We start from the raw sequence: 17,975 nt of genomic DNA, 5'->3' as shown, positions 1-17,975 counted from the left end.
ACAGGAGTGAGCCCCCACGATAACCATCCCCCCACGCCCGGCGCCCATAACTATGTGACGCCACCCGGGTATACGCCCGAGCCCTCCCTGAAAAGCCTGCTTATAACCGATCGTTCTAAAACTCCCTAGATTCATCCGTGTCAGTTTCTGGGTAGCCGCCGTTTTGGCGCGACTGCTTTTGACCCCTCCCCAACGGAAAAACCGGTAAGGAATTTATGTGCGGATTAGCTGGAGAGTTACGTTTCGATGCCCAACCTGCCGACCTGGCAGCCGTTGAGCGCATCACCCATCATTTGGCCCCTCGTGGTCCTGACGCGTGGGGCTTCCATGCCCAAGGGCCGGTTGCCCTGGGCCATCGACGCCTGAAAATCATGGACCTGTCGGACGGCTCCGCCCAACCGATGGTCGACGCCCAATTGGGGCTGTCCCTGGCGTTCAACGGCGCGATCTACAACTTCCCGGAACTGCGCGAAGAGCTGGAAGCCCTGGGCTATGCCTTCTATTCCGGCGGCGACACCGAAGTGCTGCTCAAGGGTTATCACGCCTGGGGCGAAGCCTTGCTGCCCAAGCTCAACGGCATGTTTGCGTTTGCCATCTGGGAGCGGGATGCCCAGCGCCTGTTTATCGCCCGTGACCGCCTCGGCGTGAAACCGCTGTACCTGTCGCGCACCGGCCAGCGCCTGCGTTTTGCCTCGGCCCTGCCGGCGCTGCTCAAGGGCGGCGATATCAACCCGATCCTCGATCCGGTGGCGCTCAACCACTACCTGAACTTCCATGCCGTGGTGCCTGCACCGCGCACCCTGTTGGCCGGCATTGAAAAACTGCCGCCCGCCACCTGGATGCGTATCGAGGCAGACGGCAAGACCGAGCAGAAAACCTGGTGGACCCTGCCCTACGGCCCCCACGCCGACGAAGCCAACCTGACCCTGGAAGACTGGACCGACCGCGTGCTCGACAGCACCCGCGAAGCCGTAGCGATTCGGCAGCGGGCGGCGGTGGATGTGGGCGTGCTGCTCTCGGGCGGTGTCGATTCGAGCATGCTGGTGGGCCTGTTGCGGGAAGTTGGCGTGCAGGATTTGTCGACCTTCTCCATCGGCTTTGAAGACGCCGGTGGCGAGCGCGGCGACGAGTTCCAGTATTCGGATCTGATCGCCAAGCATTACGGCACCCGGCACCATCAACTGCGCATCGCCGAAAGTGAAATCATCGAGCAACTGCCGGCGGCGTTCCGTGCCATGAGCGAGCCGATGGTCAGCCATGACTGCATTGCCTTCTACCTGCTGTCCCGGGAAGTGGCCAAGCATTGCAAGGTGGTGCAGAGCGGCCAGGGCGCCGACGAACTGTTCGCCGGGTACCACTGGTACCCGCAAGTGGACGGCGCCAGCGACCCGTATGCCGCCTACCGCGATGCGTTTTTCGACCGCAGCTACGACGACTACGCCGCCACCGTCGCCCCCAAATGGCTGACGGCCAATGACGCGGCCGGCGACTTTGTGCGCGAGCATTTCGCCCAGCCCGGCGCCGATGCCGCGGTGGACAAAGCCCTGCGCCTGGACAGCACCGTGATGCTGGTGGACGACCCGGTGAAGCGCGTCGACAACATGACCATGGCCTGGGGCCTGGAAGCGCGTACGCCGTTTCTCGACTATCGCTTGGTGGAGCTGTCCGCCCGTGTGCCGGGTAAATTCAAGCTGCCGGACGGTGGCAAACAAGTGCTCAAGGAAGCCGCGCGCCGGGTGATTCCAAGCGAAGTCATCGACCGCAAGAAAGGCTACTTCCCGGTGCCCGGCCTCAAGCATTTGCAAGGCGACACCCTGAACTGGGTGCGTGACCTGCTGCTGGACCCGAGCCAGGATCGCGGCCTGTTCAACCCGGCGATGCTCGACCGCCTGCTCACCGATCCCCAAGGCCAATTGACCCCGTTGCGCGGCTCCAAGCTGTGGCAACTGGCGGCGCTGAACCTGTGGCTCAGCGAACAAGGAATCTGATTCATGAAACCTCACGCCACGGCTTACAGCCAACGCTTGCTGCGGGGCCAGGCGCCCTCCTACGAGCGCCTGCAAGCCCGCTTCGCCGAAGACGGCAGCGAACTGGACCCCACGCCGATTGCCGTGCATTGCGGTTGGGGCCGGCTGTTGATCGGCCACACCTTCCCGGACCCGGCGAGCCTGGCCCTGGAGTTGCTCAACGAGCAGCCTGGCGAGCGCGACATCGCACTGTATGTGGCCGCGCCGCAGCAGATCCTCGGGATTGATCCACAGCAGCTGTTTCTCGACCCGTCCGACACCCTGCGCCTGTGGTTCACCGACTACCGTCCGGCAACCCGGGTGTTTCGCGGGTTCCGGATTCGCCGGGTACAAAGCGAGGCGGACTGGCAGGCGGTGAACCAGCTGTATCAGGGGCGCGGCATGTTGCCGGTGGACCCGGCGCTGCTGACTCCGCGTCATCAAGGCGGCCCGGTGTATTGGCTGGCGGAAGACGAAGACAGCGGTGCGGTGATCGGCAGCGTCATGGGCCTGAACCACCAGAAAGCCTTCCACGACCCGGAGAACGGTTGCAGCCTCTGGTGCCTGGCGGTTGACCCGCAATGCACCCGCCCCGGCGTGGGTGAAGTGCTGGTGCGCCACCTGATCGAACACTTCATGAGCCGTGGCCTGAGCTACCTCGACCTGTCGGTGCTGCACGATAACCGTCAGGCGAAAAGTCTCTACGCCAAGCTGGGTTTCCGCGCACTGACCACCTTCGCCATCAAGCGCAAAAACGGTATCAACCAACCGCTGTTCCTCGGCCCCGGCCCGCAAGCAGGGTTCAATCCCTATGCGCGGATCATCGTCGAGGAAGCCCATCGGCGCGGGATCGATGTGCAGGTGGATGATGCCGATGCCGGCTTGTTCACCTTGAGCCTCGGTGGCCGCCGGGTGCGTTGCCGCGAGTCCCTGAGCGACCTGACCAGCGCCATCAGCATGACCCTGTGCCAGGACAAGAGCCTGACCCACAAGGTGCTCAAGGCCGCCGGCTTGAACCTGCCGGAGCAGCAGTTGGCCGCCAGTGCCGATGACAACCTGGAGTTTCTCGACGAGCACCAGCACATCGTGGTCAAGCCGCTGGATGGCGAGCAAGGCCAGGGCGTGGCGGTGGATTTGCAGAGCATCGAAGAGGTACAGCAAGCCATTGAAACAGCCCGCCAGTTCGACAGCCGAGTGTTGCTGGAAAGCTTCCACGAAGGCCTCGACCTGCGCATCCTGGTGATCGGCTTTGAAGTGGTTGCCGCCGCCATTCGCCGCCCGGCGGAAGTTACCGGCGATGGCCAACACTCCATCGGCGCGTTGATCGAGGCCCAGAGCCGCCGGCGCCAGGCCGCCACCGACGGCGAAAGCAAAATCCCCCTGGACGATGAAACCCAACGCACCCTGCATGCCGCCGGCTACGACTACAACAGCATCCTGCCCCGTGGCGAGCGCCTGGCCGTGCGCCGTACTGCCAACCTGCACACCGGCGGCTGCCTGGAAGACGTCACCGCCATCCTTCACCCGACCCTGGTCGACGCCGCCGTGCGTGCGGCCCGTGCCCTGGACATCCCCATGGTGGGCCTGGACCTGATGGTGCCGGCTGCCGACCAACCGGACTACGTGTTTATCGAAGCCAACGAACGGGCCGGGCTGGCCAACCATGAACCGCAGCCGACGGCTGAAAAGTTCGTGGACCTGTTGTTCCCGCATAGCCAGCCGACCGCGTGAGAAAGGTGTTGCCTTGACTGGCCGCTTCGCGGGCAAGCCCGCTCCCACATTTGGAATACATTCCCCTGTGGGAGCCGGGCTTGCCCGCGATGGGGCCGGAACAGCCGATGACTCTCTAGCCAATGGCCCACTCATCGAAACCATCGATGCCCTCAACTCATCAGGAGTTTCCATGACCCGAACCATCCCCGAACCGGATCTCGCTTACCTGCAAAAAGTGCTGCTGGAAATGCTTGCCATCCCCAGCCCCACCGGATTCACCGACACCATCGTGCGCTACGTTGCCGAGCGCCTTGAAGAGCTGGGCATTCCCTTTGAAATGACCCGGCGCGGGACCATTCGCGCCACCCTCAAGGGCCAGAAAAACAGCCCCGACCGCGCCGTTTCCGCGCACCTGGACACCATCGGCGCTGCCGTGCGGGCGATCAAGGACAATGGCCGCCTGACCCTGGCGCCGGTGGGCTGCTGGTCCAGTCGGTTCGCCGAAGGCAGCCGCGTCAGCCTGTTTACCGACAACGGCGTGATCCGTGGCAGTGTGCTGCCGCTGATGGCGTCGGGGCACGCGTTCAATACGGCCGTGGATGAGATGCCCATCAGCTGGGACCACATCGAACTGCGCCTGGACGCCTACTGCGCCACCCGCGCCGACTGCGATTCCCTGGGCATCAGCGTGGGCGATTTCGTCGCCTTTGACCCGCTGCCGGAGTTCACCGAGAGCGGCCATATCAGCGCCCGCCACCTGGACGATAAAGCCGGGGTTGCCGCCCTGCTGGCGGCACTCAAGGCGATTGTCGACAGCGGCCAACCGCTGCTGATCGACTGCCACCCGCTGTTCACCATCACCGAAGAAACCGGCAGCGGCGCAGCGGCGGCCTTACCGTGGGATGTGAGTGAATTCGTCGGGATCGACATCGCGCCGGTGGCCCACGAGCAGCACTCCAGCGAACACGCGGTGAGTGTGGCGATGCAGGATTCCGGCGGACCGTATGACTATCACCTGTCACGACACCTGCTGCGCCTGGCGGCGGAAAATGAGTTGCCGGTGCGCCGCGACCTGTTTCGCTATTACTTCAGCGACGCACATTCGGCAGTGACCGCCGGCCACGACATTCGCACGGCCCTGCTGGCGTTTGGTTGCGATGCCACCCACGGCTATGAGCGCACCCACATCGACAGCCTGGCGGCGTTGAGTCGCCTGTTGGGTGCCTACATCCTCAGCCCGCCGGTATTCGCCAGCGATGCCCAGCCGGCCAAAGGCTCCCTGGACCGGTTCAGCCACCAGATCGAACACGACACGCAAATGGAGAGCGATACCCGCGTGCCGTCGGTGGACAGTCTGGTGGGTCAAAAAACCTGAGACTGGCAACTGGGATCCCGGCGCAGTAGCATCGCCGGGATTCCTTAGCTGAGGCTTGTATGCTGATTCCTTACGATGCACTTGAAGTCGACACCCTGACCCGCCTCATCGAAGACTTCGTGACCCGCGACGGCACCGATAATGGCGACGATACGCCCCTGGAAACCCGGGTGCTGCGGGTACGCCAGGCGTTGACCAAGGGCCAGGCCCTGATCGTTTTCGACCCCGAGAGCGAGCAGTGCCAATTGATGCTCAAGCACGACGTGCCCAAGCACCTGTTCGACTGACCCTCAGGGGTTGGAAGCAGGTTGGGCCGGTTGCCCCTGCCGGCTGAGAATCTTCTGATAGACCTCTGTGCGATGCACATTGACCCCCACCGGCGCTTCGACGCCCAATTTCACCTGGGTGCCGCTCACCTCCAGGATGCGCAGCGTGATGTGGTCGCCCACCGAGATTATTTCGCCTACCGCGCGGCTTAATACCAGCATGGGGTTCGTCCTTTTTAAGTTACCGAACCCCGACCTTGCGCTACCCGCCTGGCACCATCAATGGCCTTCAGGATAAACAGGCATGTCTTACACATCAGAGTAAATTACCCTACAGACAGGCAGTGAATAATCTCGAATTACACCCAAGAACCAAACGATATGTTCATATTTGCAGGCGATCTCTGTGGCGAGCTCCCGCGCCACATCAGTTGCTCACCTGAAATTCAACCTTTCACCGCCTGCGACTGAGCCTTGGCCCGCATCTTGTCCGCCATCACGGTCATTTCGTCATAGAGCAGCTGCGGGTTCTTCTGCTTCAGCGCCCAGGCCATGCGCCCCTGCTCGTGGGGCAGGATCATGAATTGCCCTTCAGCCACCTGCTGGTAGATGTAGTCGGCAATCTCGGCCGCCGTAATCGGTGAGCTTTCCAGGAGCTTGCCCACCTGGGCTTTCATGGCGGGGGTCGGCCCGCGGAAGGAGTCCAGCAGGTTGGTCTGGAAGAACGACGGGCACACCACGTGTACGCCCACTTCCTGTTGCTTGAGTTCCACCAGAAGGCTTTCGGAGAGCGCCACCACGCCGGCCTTGGCCACGTTGTAGTTGCTCATGGCCGGGCCCTGCATGAGTGCGGCCATGGAGGCGATGTTGATGATGCGGCCCTTGCTCTTTTCCAGCAGCGGCAGGAACGCCTTGCAGCCCTTGACCACGCCCATGAGGTTGATTGCGATCTGCCAGTCCCAGTCTTCCAGGGACAGCTCACTGAAGAACCCGCCCGACGCCACACCCGCGTTGTTGACGATCACGTCGATACCGCCCAGCTTCTCCTCACAGGCCTGTGCGAAAGCCGTGAGCTGGCTGTAGTCGCGCACGTCGCAACGCTGGGTGAAACCATCACCACCGGCCTGGCGCACGAGCTTGAGGGTTTCTTGCAGCCCCGCTTCACTGACGTCCGACAAGGCCAGTTGCCAGCCCTCACGGGCCCAGCGCAGAGCGATTTCGCGACCCAGGCCAGAACCGGCGCCGGTGATCATCATGCGATTTTGCATAGGAAAGTAGCCTTGTGGTTCACGGAAGAAGTGAGCCGCAGTGTAGCGAAGGTTTTTCCCGCACCCACGCACCATCAGAGTGCTGAATGCCCCGGGCAAACCGCGGGCCGGGTCGGATACCCGCAAACCCGCCAAGTTCAATTTATTTCAACTAAGGATGGGTATTTGCAACGCGGTTAAAGGAAATAAGCTAGTTAGCAAAAAGCTTTAAAAAAACACGGAATTTTCTGCCAGACGCACCGGTCGGAGTTATTAAGGCGTCCGTAATAGCTGTCGGGCTTACTCGTTAAATATCAGGTCTTTTCAGAAGACAATAAGGAAAACAAAACATGAGCCTCATTCTTATCATTATTCTGATCCTCCTGCTGGTCGGCGGTCTACCAGTGTTCCCACACTCACGCAACTGGGGTTACGGGCCATCGGGTATTCTCGGTACCGTGTTGGTAGTTCTGTTGATTCTGTTGTTGCTCGGCAAGATATAACCGGTTTAACAGCGCAAAAAAAAGAGGCCTTAAAAGGCCTCTTTTTTTATGCGCGGGTGTTTAGTCCGGCTTGCCGTCCACCACACCTGCGGTGTTGTCCAGCAGGCTCTTGGTAGCAGTCTGCAGGAACGATTCGAGCTTCTGCTTCAACGCAGCCTCGTCCGGCGACTCTGGAATCACTTTCCCGGTCGGGTTGGCGCCCAGTTCGTATTCCCACAACTTCGGTGGCATTTCCTTCGGCAGTACCAGCACGCGGTCGCCAGTGAGCAAGGCCACGGTCTGGTCGCTGCCCGACGGTTTGATCACGCCAAAGCCCTTGTCGCCTTCCGGCAGGTTGAGCAGGTCACGGCCCCAGCACTGGTGCAGGGTGTCACCGCCGAGGCGGCCCATGATGGTCGGCACGATGTCGATCTGGGTGCCCACGGTGTGGTCACGCTCGCCGAACTTCTCCTGCATGCCCGGTGCGATCATCAGCATCGGCACGTTGAAGCGGCCCAGGTCCATCTCGGTGATCTGCTGTTCGTTGCCGAAGCCGTGGTCGCCCACGATCACGAACAGGGTTTCCTTGAAGTAAGGCTCCTTGCGGGCCTTTTCAAAGAACTGGCCCAGGGCCCAGTCGGAGTAGCGCATGGCCGTCAAATGCTCGTTGAGGCTGCCACGGTCAGTGACTTTCTCGACCGGCAATGGCGTCGGCAACGCATACGGCGTGTGGTTGGACAGGGTTTGCAGCAGCGCATAGAACGGCTTGCCGCCTTCACGGGCTTTCAGCTCTTCCAGGCCACGGTTGAACATGTCCTGGTCGGACACGCCCCAGGTCGGGTCCGAGAACACCGGGTTGACGAAGTCATTGCGGCCAATGAAGTTGGTCATGCCCTGGTTGCTGAAGAAGCCCGACTGGTTGTCCCAGGCGAAGTCGCCGTTGTAGACATACACGTCGTCGAAATCACGATGGCTGAGCAACTGTGGCAGGCCCGACAGTTTGTGGCTGCCTTCCGGGGTCTGCATCAGGTATTCGAAGCCTGGCAGGTTCGGGAAGCAGGCCATGGTGGCGAACATACCCTGGTGGGTGTGGGTGCCGTTGGAGAAGAAACGGTCGAACAGCAGGCCTTCCTTGGACAGTTTGTCGAAGTACGGCGTGATGTTGCCCGGGCGGCCCAGGGCGCCCACCGAGTGACCGGCGAAGCTTTCCATCAGGATCACCACGACGTTCTTGATCGGCAGGGTCTTCTCGGCCGGCGGCGTGAAGTCACGGCGCACGGCGGCGGTGTCGGTATCCACCAGTTTTTCGCTTGGCAGCACCAGCATGTCGCGCACGGTCTGGGTGGCCTGGGGTTGTTCCAGGGTGGCTTTCCAGATGTTCGAACGCTCTTCGGAGAAGCGCGATTTGGCCGCCGCAATCAGCGACAACGTGCCGTTGAGGCCCAACTGGTTGGCGAAGTTCGAATCGGTGGTGTACACGTCACCCCAGCGCAGCGGCGGGCCCTGGCGCAGGGTGCCACGGATGGCGACCACGGCGATCAACAGGCAGACCACGAACACCGCGATGCGGGTGTACCACGGCGCCACCTGGCGGGTGCCGATGCTGCCACCGCTGAACGGGCCGCGTGGACGGGTTGCACGGTCGGCGCCTTTGAAGGCGATGCTCAGGATCAGCGTGCCCACGGCCCAGGCCAGCAGGTAGCGCACCACCGGGAAACCGTACCAGAGCATGCTCATCACGGTTTTCGGATCTTCCTTCACGTACTGGAAGACCAGGCCGTTGAGGCGCTGGTGGAATTCGCGGTAGAAGTCCATCTCCATCAGGCCCAGGAACAGCGCGATGCTCGACGCGACCGTCAGCCAGAAGCGGAAGAACCCGCGCGCCGCCATCGCCCGCACGCTGAACAAGGCCAGCAGCAGCGGGACCAGCACGTACATCACCAGGCGAATATCCAGGCGCAGGCCGTTGGCGAATGCTTCAAGGAACGTGGAGGCCGGTGTGTCGAGGATCATCTCGCGGTTGTAGACCAGCAGCGCCAGGCGCAGCAGGGAGAACATCACCATCATGACCAAGGCACAAAGCAGCGTGTACGCCAGATGGGATTTGACGGTCGGTTGCAGCAAGCGATTAGAAGCTCGCTGCTGATTCAGGGCGTCCGGGTTTGCCATGTCGTTTTAGGACCCATTGGAAGTTTAAGTTGCGAATGAATACAGCGGCGCCCCGCCCTCGCCCAGGCTGGCTGGGGTAGACGGTGAACGCAATGGCGCAAATGGTGCCCGATCAACGCCGGCAACGCCATTGATTACTCACTCCGGCCGTTTGTTGGCACTCGTCTTAGAGCACTCGGACAGGAAAATAGCCGGCGAATTGTCTTGGATGGAATGTGAAAATTTTGTACAGCGAATATCTCGACACACAAAAAACAACGGGATTGTAGCGGCCAACTTACGGCCGTATCTTTGCCCCCTGCCCTTTTGGATTGCCCCGATGATGTTTTATTGCTATCACCCAAGTCCGCTCGGGCCGCTGTTACTGGCGGCGGATGAACAAGGGCTGCGCCTGTTGTATATGGACGTGCATCAATGTCCGGTGCAGGCAGACTGGATTCCGGCAACTAATGAGCTGGATGAAGTGCGTCGGCAACTGGATGAGTATTTCGCGCGCAAGCGGGAAGTGTTCGACCTGGCGCTGGCGCCGGTGGGTACGTCGTTTCAGCAGCAGGTATGGCAGGCGTTATTGCAGATCCCGTACGGGCGCACCTGGACGTATGGCGAACAGGCCCAGTACCTGGAGAATCCCAAGGCGATCCGCGCGGTGGGCACGGCCAATGGCGCCAACCCGATCTCCATTATCATTCCGTGCCACCGTGTGGTGGGCAGCGATGGAACACTGGTGGGGTTTGGCGGCGGGATTGAAAACAAGGTGAAGTTGCTGGAGCTGGAAGGCAGCTGGTTGATCTGAAGGCTCCCGTGCGACGCACGGGAGCCTTGCCCGGCGATCAGATCCGCACGTTGCCGCGCGGCCCGGCGATCGCCCAGATGATCAAGCCCAGCACCGGCAGCAGCAGGATCAACAGGATCCACAGCACTTTGGCGCCGGTACCTGCGCCACTTTTGAACACGTTGATGATCGCCCAGATATCCAGCGCCAGGATGATCAACCCGATCAGGCCATTAAAAGTGGAACCCATGGTATCGCTCCTAAGTGAGGGCTTGCCTGCTTAGGATAGTCAGCCGTGGCCAGGGGTTCCGTTTTATTTCAGACGTGGACCGCAACCCGCAGGGCTTCCAGGGACGGTTCGCCCTTGATCCCGACTTCGGCGCACAACGCCAGCACCCGTGGCACGTCGTTGCCGTAGACCAGCACGGCCTGGATCTCGTCGTCCAGCAACTGGCTGAAGTTGACCAGCACGTAGCCGCCGCTCTCCGGATTAAGGGCACTCATCTGGATCTGGATGCGGTTCAGCGCGGTCAGCGCTTCGGTTTTGGCCAACTGCTTGGGCTTGAGATTGAACGCCACGCCGGGGCCGAACGAGGCGACGATCTGGGCGAACAGGTCCTGGTAAGTGTCGGCCTGGAACAGCACGGTGTCTGGCAGACTGCCGACAACGATCCACTCGCCCAGGGGAATCGGGAAAGTGTCGTCGTAGTTAATGTCCGGGTTGGCGGCCAGGAAAGCGTCAGGATCGGCGTAGGCCTGGGCCGCTTCATCCGCCACCCTGGCGATCTCGGGTTCGCTCATGCAGCCGGAGCTGATTTTGCTGATGAGTTCGACGAGTGCGGTTTTCATGGGGTGGTCCACGGCTGATTTGGGGGGCGCGAAGATAACATTGGTTCAAGGCGAGCAACAAATCCACTGTTGGCGTAGCCGCCTTCTATCAACCTATGTAGTCCACTTCCCAAATTTTGTTTTCTGATCATCCTCTTGTTTTGTTGCGCGTTCAGTTACTTATATTCCGTGGCCATATTTATTCCTTCAAGGATGTGGGATATGGCCCAGGCGTATATCTATCAACACACCACCGACCTGCCCAGCTTGAAATCCCGGCTGCTGACCGGTTCCAGCCGGCAACTGGGCGATCAATTCGATGCACTGAACCTGCATCTACGCAACGGCCTCGTGACACCGGGGCAGATGGTGATCATTCCCGACGACTACGGCGTGGCCTGCACGGCGGACGATGCATGGTTAATGCGCCATGCACTGGAGATCCGGCGGGGACTGGAGCAGGATGCGGCCGCCGGTGCGGCGGTGATCAACAACTATGATTTGCTTCAGAGCTGGTTGGGCTATGGGTCGTTGGGCGTAGGCAGCACCACTTCGGCATGGGCGCGGCACCTGGGCGAAGTGAAGACGACGCTGGAGCAAGTCGAGTGGCTTTATCAACAGTTTAAAGACGGCAAACTGGATAGGAACGCGTTTATCCAGCAACGCCAGGCGCTATTCCAGAGACTGGATACGCAACTTCAAGGGGCAGCCCGTTTTGGTACCAGCCTGCGCACTCATAAATCGCTGAAGAAGATTCTGGGTATTTCTACCAAGAGTTATCTGCACAAGAGTGAAGTCGTGGGCTACACGCAACGGATCAGGAGTATTGCCGAGACTTCACGGTTTTTGGGCAAGGGGACTTATGTGGGGTTGGCGCTGGATGTAGGAGCGGCGGGGCTTGCGATCAGGAAGGCGTGTATGGAGGGGCGCGAGGGGATGTGTGAGCGGGCGAAGTATGTGGAGACGGGGCGGTTGGTGGGTGGGGTAATAGCGGCCGCTGGTGCAGGGGAAATATCAGCAAGGGGGGCCGATAGGCTTTGTGTCGTGCTGAAGATAGCAACCCGCGGGTTGGGCAAACTCGGGTGCGGCATCATCGGTGGAGCCGCAGGAGGATTTGCACGCGGAATCATCGGGGGCTCTATTGGCGCGAGTTATGGTGATGTGCTGTATAAGGCATCGGAACAATGAGTCTCACGCTAGCCATCTACCTGACAATTGATATTGCCCTGACGTCATGGATTCTCTGGTATCTCAAATACAGAAAGCTCGAAGAAATAGAGCGCTATTTCACCGAAAACATCGCACTACAACGGAACAAGCGATTTTGGTCCTGGAACAAAGAGATCGATAGAAGGTGGCGTGTAACTTTTATCACCATGTACCTGGTCGCACCCAAAGAGATGATCAGGCGTGGCGAAGTGACCAAAGAAGAACTGGCCGCTGTTCCACAGCCCTTGAAACGTTGGTTTATCTGGAGCTTTTACTGGGGAACCCTGAACGTGATCGCCATGTTTGCCTGGCTCATTTGGGCGAAAGTTCTATAGGGTCCCCTGGCCCGTTTCTTAAACCAGCTTTTGCAACTGCGCCGCCGTATCCACCGCCCCCATGGTCTGGGCCGCTGCCAGCGCGGTCACGCCCTGGGCATCGGTGGCCTTGGGGCTGGCGCCCTGGCTGATCAGGTAATCCACCATTTCGGTGCGGTTGAACATCGCCGCCATCATCAACGCCGTACGGCCATCTGAAGAGGCGCCCTCGACCAACGCTCCGCCTTCGATCAACGCCTTGACCACCTGCAGGTTGCCCTTGAACGCCGCGCCGGCAATCGGCAGCTGGTTCTTGTCGTTGGCAATCTGTGGGTCGGCCTTGAACTCCAGCAGCACTTTCACCGCGTCGACATGACCGTGATAGGCCGACAGCATCAACAGCGTGTCGCCGTTGTGGTTGCGCAGGTTGGGTGGCAAGCCCTTGGCCAGCAACGCCGCCAGCATCGCGGCATCGCCCTTGCGTGCCACGTCGAATACCTGCTCGGCAAATTCGGCGGCTTCGTCTTCGGTCATTTGTTTGGCTTGGTCTGACATGTGGGGCTCCTTGTCTGGTGTTTCATAAGGCGTCCAGTCTCGCGACGGAGTTCCCCACTGTCATGCCTTTTTTCCCATAAGCGGCGATAGGCAGAATCAATAACGGAACTTGCCCGCCTGGATATCCGCCAGCAGTTGCCCGGTGACCGGCACGTAGCTGTCCGATCCCGGCAGCCAGGCAAAGATCGGATCGTCACCGGCCTTGTCCGGGTCGAACGCCTCTTCCTTGAGTTTTACCTTCTGGTATTTGAAGGTGCCGGTGGTTTCCATCTTCACTTTGATCCGCAGGAACAACGGCACCGCATAGGCGGGCAATTGCCCGTGGGCAAACGTCAGCAGTTCGCGCATATCCAGGGACGCCAGGGATTCAGCGGGGGTGATGGCCGCCATGCCGGCGCGACCATTGGTGTTTTCAATCTCTACGCCGTAGGCCACCACTTCGGAAATCTGCGGGTGCTGCAAGAAGATGTTCTCGACTTCGGTGGTGGAGACGTTTTCGCCTTTCCAGCGGTAGGTGTCCCCCAGCCGGTCCACGAACTGGGCGTGACCAAAGCCAATATTGCGCAACAGATCGCCGGTGTTGAAGTAGCGGTCGCCCTTCTCGAACACGTCGCTGAGCACCACCTTGCGGTTCTTCTCGGGGTCGGTGTAGCCGTCGAACGGCGCCTTGTCATCGATCCGGGCCAGCAGCAGCCCCTGGCCGCCCTTCGGCACTTCGCGCATGAAACCGTCACTGCCGCGAATGGGCTCACAGCTGTCATGGGCGTAGTCCACCAGCGCCCAGTGCATCAGGGAAAAGCCGATGGTGTTGTCGAAATTCAGCACGTTGGTGAAGCCGATGTTGCCGTCGCTCGCGGCATACAGCTCACAGATGTGATCGACGCCAAAGCGCTGCTTGAACTCGGCCCAGACGCCGGGGCGCAGGCCGTTGCCGATCATCTTTGTCACACGGTTATCACGGTCCTGCTCGCTGGCGGGCTGGTCGATCAGGTAGCGGCACAACTCGCCGACATAACCCAGGGTGGTCGCGTTGAACCGGCGCACGTCATCCCAGAACTGGCTGGCGCTGAACTTGCGGCGAATGGCAAACCCCGACGCTCCGGCAATCGCCGAACCCCAGCACACGCACAAGCCGGTGGCGTGATACAGCGGCAAGGTGCAATAGACGACGTCTTCGGGGCCCATATCCAGGGCGATGGTGCCAAAACTGGCCGAGGACTTCATCCAGCGGCCGTGTTTGAAAATGCCGGCCTTGGGCAAGCCCGTGGTGCCGGACGTATAGATATAGAAGCAAGGGTCGTTGAAGTAGATCTGCTGAGTGCTGGCGGGGTTTTCCAGCGAATGATCAGCGCTCGCGGCCATCAGGTCCACATAACCCGGCGGTACGCTGGTGTGCTGTTGATCGGCGATAAACCAGGTTTTTTCTGCGCCGATTGCCACCTGGCTGCGAACCACCTTGTAGGCGCCCATCAACTCGGCACCGACCACAATGGCCGCCGGCGTCACCAGGTTGAGGCTGTGTACCAGTGCGGTCTGGGTTTGCGAGGTATTGAGCATCGCGCAAATGCCGCCCACCTTGGCCACGGCCAGCACGCTGAGCAACAGCTCGGGGCGGTTCTCGATAAACAACGCCACCACGTCACCCTTGCCGATGCCCTGCTGCTGCAGGTAATGGGCCATGCGGTTGGCCTGCTGATTGGCCTGGCGGTAAGTGAGGACGCTGTCGCCATACAGCAGCGCGGCGCCATCGGGGTTGCGCTGGGTGGCTTGCTCGAAGGTCCAGCCGAGGCCGCATGGCTGGTCGGGGTCGGTGATGTTGGCAACGCGGATACCGCGCACCAATCGGGGCAGCGCACGGACAATGGTGGGCACCTTACGCAGCATCATGCCCCAGGTGATCATGTCACTTGGCGGGTGGTTCATAGTGGGAACGTCCTTTTTCTTATTGTTCGTATGACCCTCAAGCACCTTTTGCACCGTAAGACCGGCGCCGGATGCCTTGCAGGAAAATACGCCAGCCATTCTTCGACTGTACATTCAGGATTTGAAAAGTTTTGTATCCCGAAAGGAAAAGGAATTTCGCAACCCGTCTCGCGGTCACTATGGAAGACCTGCCTTGCGCACCTGCGGATAAATCCCACGCAGGACCACGCAAAATGCAGGATGCACGATGGCCATTCATGCAATTTGCACGAAACCGAAAATCTTATAAATTTTTAACTTGTTGATTTATAACGTTTTTTAACGATACCCAGTACTGGCACAATCACTGCACCTATCACTCCACGCTGCAAAACATGAGCTAACGGAGCTGATAGACATGAGCCTGATCCAAGATAAATTTTCTTCTGTGTTCTCCAATTTCGACGTCACCACCCAGGCACGTCCTGATGGCGGCATCCTGCTGACCTTGCGCAACAGCGAAGGCAAGCAGATCAAACGTTCGATCTCTTATCAGCAGTTGCACACGGCCGACCAATTGACTTGGGTCATCAGCGCGATTCGCCGTGACCTGGCTGAACAAGCCAGCGACCTGCCGCAGATTTCGATGCTGCAAAGCCAGAACCGCTTTGCCCTGCCGACCTACCATTCGGCTTGACTGTAATGCAGGACCCGAACAGGTCGTGGTGCCGTTGCGCATCACGGCCTTTTTTTATTCGCACAAACCCTGCTTGAGCGCCTCGTTCACCGCCTGAACCCGGTTCGTCACCTGCAACTTTCCATAGATGTTACGCAGGTGAAACTTCACCGTGGCCTGGGAGATTGAACGAATCCTGCTGATTTCCCAGACCGTCTTGCCTTCAGTGGCCCAGCGCAGAACCTCCCGTTCCTTTGGGGTCAGGGGTTTACCGGACAACAACTTCTTCGCACGCGTGTTGCTGCTGTCAGCAGGTCGGTTGTCGCTTTCGGTGGACGGCTGTTCCAGTGGTTCTGGACCGTTCATGCAGGCCTCTCTCTTCTTCAGGTCTTATAACGCCCGTATTCGGATTGCTCCTATTGACAGGCCATTAACTGTTGAGAAAAGAGAGAGTTACACAAAGAGTGGAAGTATTAAGTAAGGCCGGCGAGAAACAGCTGTTGCTCACAAACCTATAAGCTTCTTCCCACAACAATTTCCAACTTGTATGGGTTGATCTTTAAAGCAGCCTCCTATCCGGGAAGCTGCTGTTGGCGAGCTTAGTCCTCGAGCCGAGGAAAATCCTGGGCGATCCCATCGCCGGTCAGGTTGACCGCCAGCCCTTCCAGGCTGTTGAACAGGCGGATCGTTACGAAGTGCGGGTTCTCACCCATATCAAACCAGTGTGCAATGCCGGCCGGCACCGAGATCAGGTCGTTTTTCTCGCAGAACACCGCGTACACATAGTCGTCGATGTGCAAGGTAAACAGGCCACGACCCGCGACGAAGAAGCGCACATGATCACGCGCCAAACGGTGTTCATGGAGGCGCTCGGCGCGCAGCTCGGCTTTCTGCGGGTGGTCGTTGCTGACGCTGACGACATCGACGTGGGTATAACCGCGCTCGGTCATCAGCTCGTCGATGGGCGCCTGGTAGGCCGCGACGATCTCAACCTCGCTGGCGCCCGCCTCAAGCCGGGTGGCGGCCTGCCAGCGGTCGAAACCCACGCCCAGCTCGGCCAGGGTCGAGGCGATATCGTCCGGGTGAGTCAGGACCTTGTTCGGGGTATCGGGGGTGGAGACGTGGTAAACCGCGAGATAGCTCATCAAACTCTTCCTCTGTCACGGGAGAGGCTCATGGCCTCTCCTCTTGCAATCGAATGCCAATGATTATGGCGGCGGCCAGGGCCGCGAGGCTGGCAATGCTGAAGGTCAGGGTCGGCCCCAGCAGGTTCCAGCTGTAACCTGAATAGAGTGCGCCCAATGCGCCGCCGGTACCGGCCAGTGCGGCATACAGTGCCTGGCCCTGGCCCTGCTGGCGAGCACCAAAGCTGCGCTGCACGAACTGGATGGCCGCCGCGTGAAAACTGCCGAAGGTCGCCGCGTGCATCACTTGCGCCAGCAGCAGTACCCAGAAGAACTCGGCGAACGAGCCCAGCAGCAACCAGCGCAGCGCCGCCAGCAGGAAGCTCGCCATCAGCACCCGGCGCACCGAAAAGCGCGTGAGGATCCGGCTCATGGCCAGGAACATCAACACCTCCGCCACCACGCCCAGCGCCCACAGCATGCCGATCACGCCCCGGCTGTAACCGAGGTGTTCGAGGTGCAAGGTGAGAAAGGTGTAGTACGGGCCGTGGCTCATTTGCATCAGCGCCACGCAGGCATAAAACGCCAGCACGCCGGGGCTGCGCAATTGCCGCAAAAAGCCGTCGCCCGCCAGACGGTTGCCCTGGGTCAACGGCTGCGCATTCGGCACCCAGAGACTGGCGCCGATGATGCCCGCCATGATCACCACGACCACCACCGGGTAGATGTCCAGGCTCAGCCAGTCGAACAGGCGGCCCATGATCACAACGGTGAGGATAAAACCGATGGAGCCCCACAGCCGCACCTGGCTGTAGCGTGAGGTCTGGCCCTGCAAATGCGCGAGGGTGATGACTTCAAACTGCGGCAGCACCGCGTGCCAGAAGAACGCGTGCAACGCCATCACCAGCGCCAGCCAGGCGTAGGTCTTGCTGACAAAGATCAGTGAGAAGCTCACCAGAGTACACACCGCGCCAAAACGCACGATGGCCAGGCGCCGGCCGGTGTAGTCCCCCAGCCAGCCCCACAGGTTGGGGGCCACGCAGCGCATCAGCATGGGGATGGCCACCAGCTCGCCAATACGCGCGCTGGAGAACCCCAGGTGATCGAAGTACAGCGCCAGGAACGGCGCTGTCGCCCCCAGCAGGGCGAAATAGAACAGGTAGAAGCTGGAGAGTCGCCAGTACGGGAGTGCTTCCGTCAGCATAAGTGGCGGGTGGCGAGCGAGCGTGCTCGCGCTGGGTCGCGAAGCGGCCCCACTAGAAGCGCCGCATTTCTCCAGGTAATGCCGGGTTGCAGGCTTTGGGGCCGCATCGCAGCCCGGCGCGAGCACGCTCGCT

General features: G+C 60.4%; 19 protein-coding genes. 9 read left to right on the top strand and 10 right to left on the bottom strand.

Going from position 1 to position 17,975, the window contains the following annotated elements:
• Window positions 1–215 precede the first annotated feature (215 nt).
• The 4 genes from JFV30_RS06420 to JFV30_RS06405 all read left to right on the top strand — a co-directional run bounded on the left by JFV30_RS06420 (window position 216) and on the right by JFV30_RS06405 (window position 5,381).
• Entirely contained in the window at window positions 216–1,988 is a 1,773-nt protein-coding gene (locus JFV30_RS06420) for an N-acetylglutaminylglutamine amidotransferase (RefSeq protein WP_201122537.1), read from the top strand.
• A 3-nt stretch (window positions 1,989–1,991) separates the two neighbouring features.
• Window positions 1,992–3,737, top strand: a complete 1,746-nt coding sequence (gene ngg, locus JFV30_RS06415) for an N-acetylglutaminylglutamine synthetase (protein WP_201122536.1) — start codon at window positions 1,992–1,994, stop codon at window positions 3,735–3,737.
• Between the two features lie 172 nt (window positions 3,738–3,909).
• Window positions 3,910–5,094 carry an osmoprotectant NAGGN system M42 family peptidase gene (locus JFV30_RS06410; RefSeq protein ID WP_003216760.1) on the top strand — a complete coding sequence of 395 codons (1,185 nt, stop codon included), beginning with the start codon at window positions 3,910–3,912 and terminating at the stop codon, window positions 5,092–5,094.
• 59 nt (window positions 5,095–5,153) lie between these two features.
• Window positions 5,154–5,381, top strand: a complete 228-nt coding sequence (locus JFV30_RS06405; protein WP_003192759.1) for a YheU family protein — start codon at window positions 5,154–5,156, stop codon at window positions 5,379–5,381.
• A gap of 3 nt (window positions 5,382–5,384) precedes the next feature.
• Here the strand turns inward: JFV30_RS06405 and csrA are convergent, their stop codons facing one another.
• Both csrA and JFV30_RS06395 read right to left on the bottom strand, forming a co-directional pair.
• Window positions 5,385–5,582: a carbon storage regulator CsrA gene (csrA, locus tag JFV30_RS06400; RefSeq protein ID WP_010176033.1), complete on the bottom strand. Its 198-nt coding sequence runs from the start codon at window positions 5,580–5,582 to the stop codon at window positions 5,385–5,387.
• 224 nt (window positions 5,583–5,806) lie between these two features.
• On the bottom strand, window positions 5,807–6,628 hold the full coding sequence (locus JFV30_RS06395; protein ID WP_177122582.1) for an SDR family oxidoreductase: 822 nt from the start codon (window positions 6,626–6,628) through the stop codon (window positions 5,807–5,809).
• Window positions 6,629–6,957: 329 nt separating this feature from the next.
• On the opposite strand from JFV30_RS06395, the gene JFV30_RS06390 reads away from it, so the two are divergent.
• Window positions 6,958–7,110 carry a DUF3309 family protein gene (locus JFV30_RS06390; RefSeq protein ID WP_003216767.1) on the top strand — a complete coding sequence of 51 codons (153 nt, stop codon included), beginning with the start codon at window positions 6,958–6,960 and terminating at the stop codon, window positions 7,108–7,110.
• A 60-nt stretch (window positions 7,111–7,170) separates the two neighbouring features.
• Here the strand turns inward: JFV30_RS06390 and JFV30_RS06385 are convergent, their stop codons facing one another.
• The gene (locus JFV30_RS06385) at window positions 7,171–9,258 is read right to left on the bottom strand and encodes an LTA synthase family protein (protein ID WP_201122535.1); all 2,088 of its coding nucleotides are present in this window, start codon (window positions 9,256–9,258) and stop codon (window positions 7,171–7,173) included.
• Window positions 9,259–9,580: 322 nt separating this feature from the next.
• Here JFV30_RS06385 and JFV30_RS06380 point away from each other — a divergent pair, with 322 nt between their 5' ends.
• On the top strand, window positions 9,581–10,051 hold the full coding sequence (locus tag JFV30_RS06380; protein ID WP_029616117.1) for a methylated-DNA--[protein]-cysteine S-methyltransferase: 471 nt from the start codon (window positions 9,581–9,583) through the stop codon (window positions 10,049–10,051).
• 37 nt (window positions 10,052–10,088) lie between these two features.
• Here the strand turns inward: JFV30_RS06380 and JFV30_RS06375 are convergent, their stop codons facing one another.
• Window positions 10,089–10,280, bottom strand: coding sequence for a PLDc N-terminal domain-containing protein (locus JFV30_RS06375; RefSeq protein WP_010176042.1), 192 nt, complete (start codon window positions 10,278–10,280; stop codon window positions 10,089–10,091).
• Window positions 10,281–10,348: 68 nt separating this feature from the next.
• A complete protein-coding gene (locus JFV30_RS06370) occupies window positions 10,349–10,879 on the bottom strand; it encodes a hypothetical protein (protein WP_201122534.1) in 531 nt (176 codons plus the stop codon).
• A 201-nt stretch (window positions 10,880–11,080) separates the two neighbouring features.
• Between JFV30_RS06370 and JFV30_RS06365 the strand changes: the two genes are divergently transcribed.
• The gene (locus tag JFV30_RS06365; RefSeq protein WP_201122533.1) at window positions 11,081–12,046 is read left to right on the top strand and encodes a hypothetical protein; all 966 of its coding nucleotides are present in this window, start codon (window positions 11,081–11,083) and stop codon (window positions 12,044–12,046) included.
• A complete protein-coding gene (locus tag JFV30_RS06360) occupies window positions 12,043–12,402 on the top strand; it encodes a hypothetical protein (protein WP_201122532.1) in 360 nt (119 codons plus the stop codon). Before JFV30_RS06365 ends, JFV30_RS06360 begins: the two co-directional genes overlap by 4 nt.
• An 18-nt stretch (window positions 12,403–12,420) precedes the next feature.
• On the opposite strand, the gene JFV30_RS06355 is transcribed toward JFV30_RS06360, so the two are convergent.
• Window positions 12,421–12,936 (bottom strand): ankyrin repeat domain-containing protein, encoded by a 516-nt coding sequence (locus JFV30_RS06355; RefSeq protein ID WP_201122531.1) that lies wholly within the window; start codon window positions 12,934–12,936, stop codon window positions 12,421–12,423.
• A gap of 96 nt (window positions 12,937–13,032) precedes the next feature.
• Entirely contained in the window at window positions 13,033–14,859 is a 1,827-nt protein-coding gene (locus JFV30_RS06350; RefSeq protein WP_201122530.1) for a long-chain-acyl-CoA synthetase, read from the bottom strand.
• A 397-nt stretch (window positions 14,860–15,256) separates the two neighbouring features.
• Here JFV30_RS06350 and JFV30_RS06345 point away from each other — a divergent pair, with 397 nt between their 5' ends.
• Window positions 15,257–15,535, top strand: a complete 279-nt coding sequence (locus JFV30_RS06345) for a DUF3509 domain-containing protein (RefSeq protein WP_003216777.1) — start codon at window positions 15,257–15,259, stop codon at window positions 15,533–15,535.
• Window positions 15,536–15,589: 54 nt separating this feature from the next.
• On the opposite strand, the gene JFV30_RS06340 is transcribed toward JFV30_RS06345, so the two are convergent.
• From JFV30_RS06340 to JFV30_RS06330, 3 genes are all read right to left on the bottom strand, one after another.
• Window positions 15,590–15,880 (bottom strand): response regulator transcription factor, encoded by a 291-nt coding sequence (locus JFV30_RS06340; RefSeq protein WP_201122529.1) that lies wholly within the window; start codon window positions 15,878–15,880, stop codon window positions 15,590–15,592.
• 233 nt (window positions 15,881–16,113) lie between these two features.
• Window positions 16,114–16,659, bottom strand: a complete 546-nt coding sequence (locus tag JFV30_RS06335; RefSeq protein WP_201122527.1) for a 1,2-dihydroxy-3-keto-5-methylthiopentene dioxygenase — start codon at window positions 16,657–16,659, stop codon at window positions 16,114–16,116.
• 28 nt (window positions 16,660–16,687) lie between these two features.
• A complete protein-coding gene (locus JFV30_RS06330; protein ID WP_029616118.1) occupies window positions 16,688–17,839 on the bottom strand; it encodes an MFS transporter in 1,152 nt (383 codons plus the stop codon).
• Window positions 17,840–17,975 lie beyond the last annotated feature (136 nt).

Origin of the sequence: Pseudomonas sp. TH32, assembly GCF_016650855.1 — a bacterium.
Taxonomy (GTDB): Bacteria; Pseudomonadota; Gammaproteobacteria; order Pseudomonadales; family Pseudomonadaceae; genus Aquipseudomonas.
The sequence above is the reverse complement of the archived record's forward strand: the minus strand, read 5'-3'. Positions and strand labels throughout refer to the sequence as shown.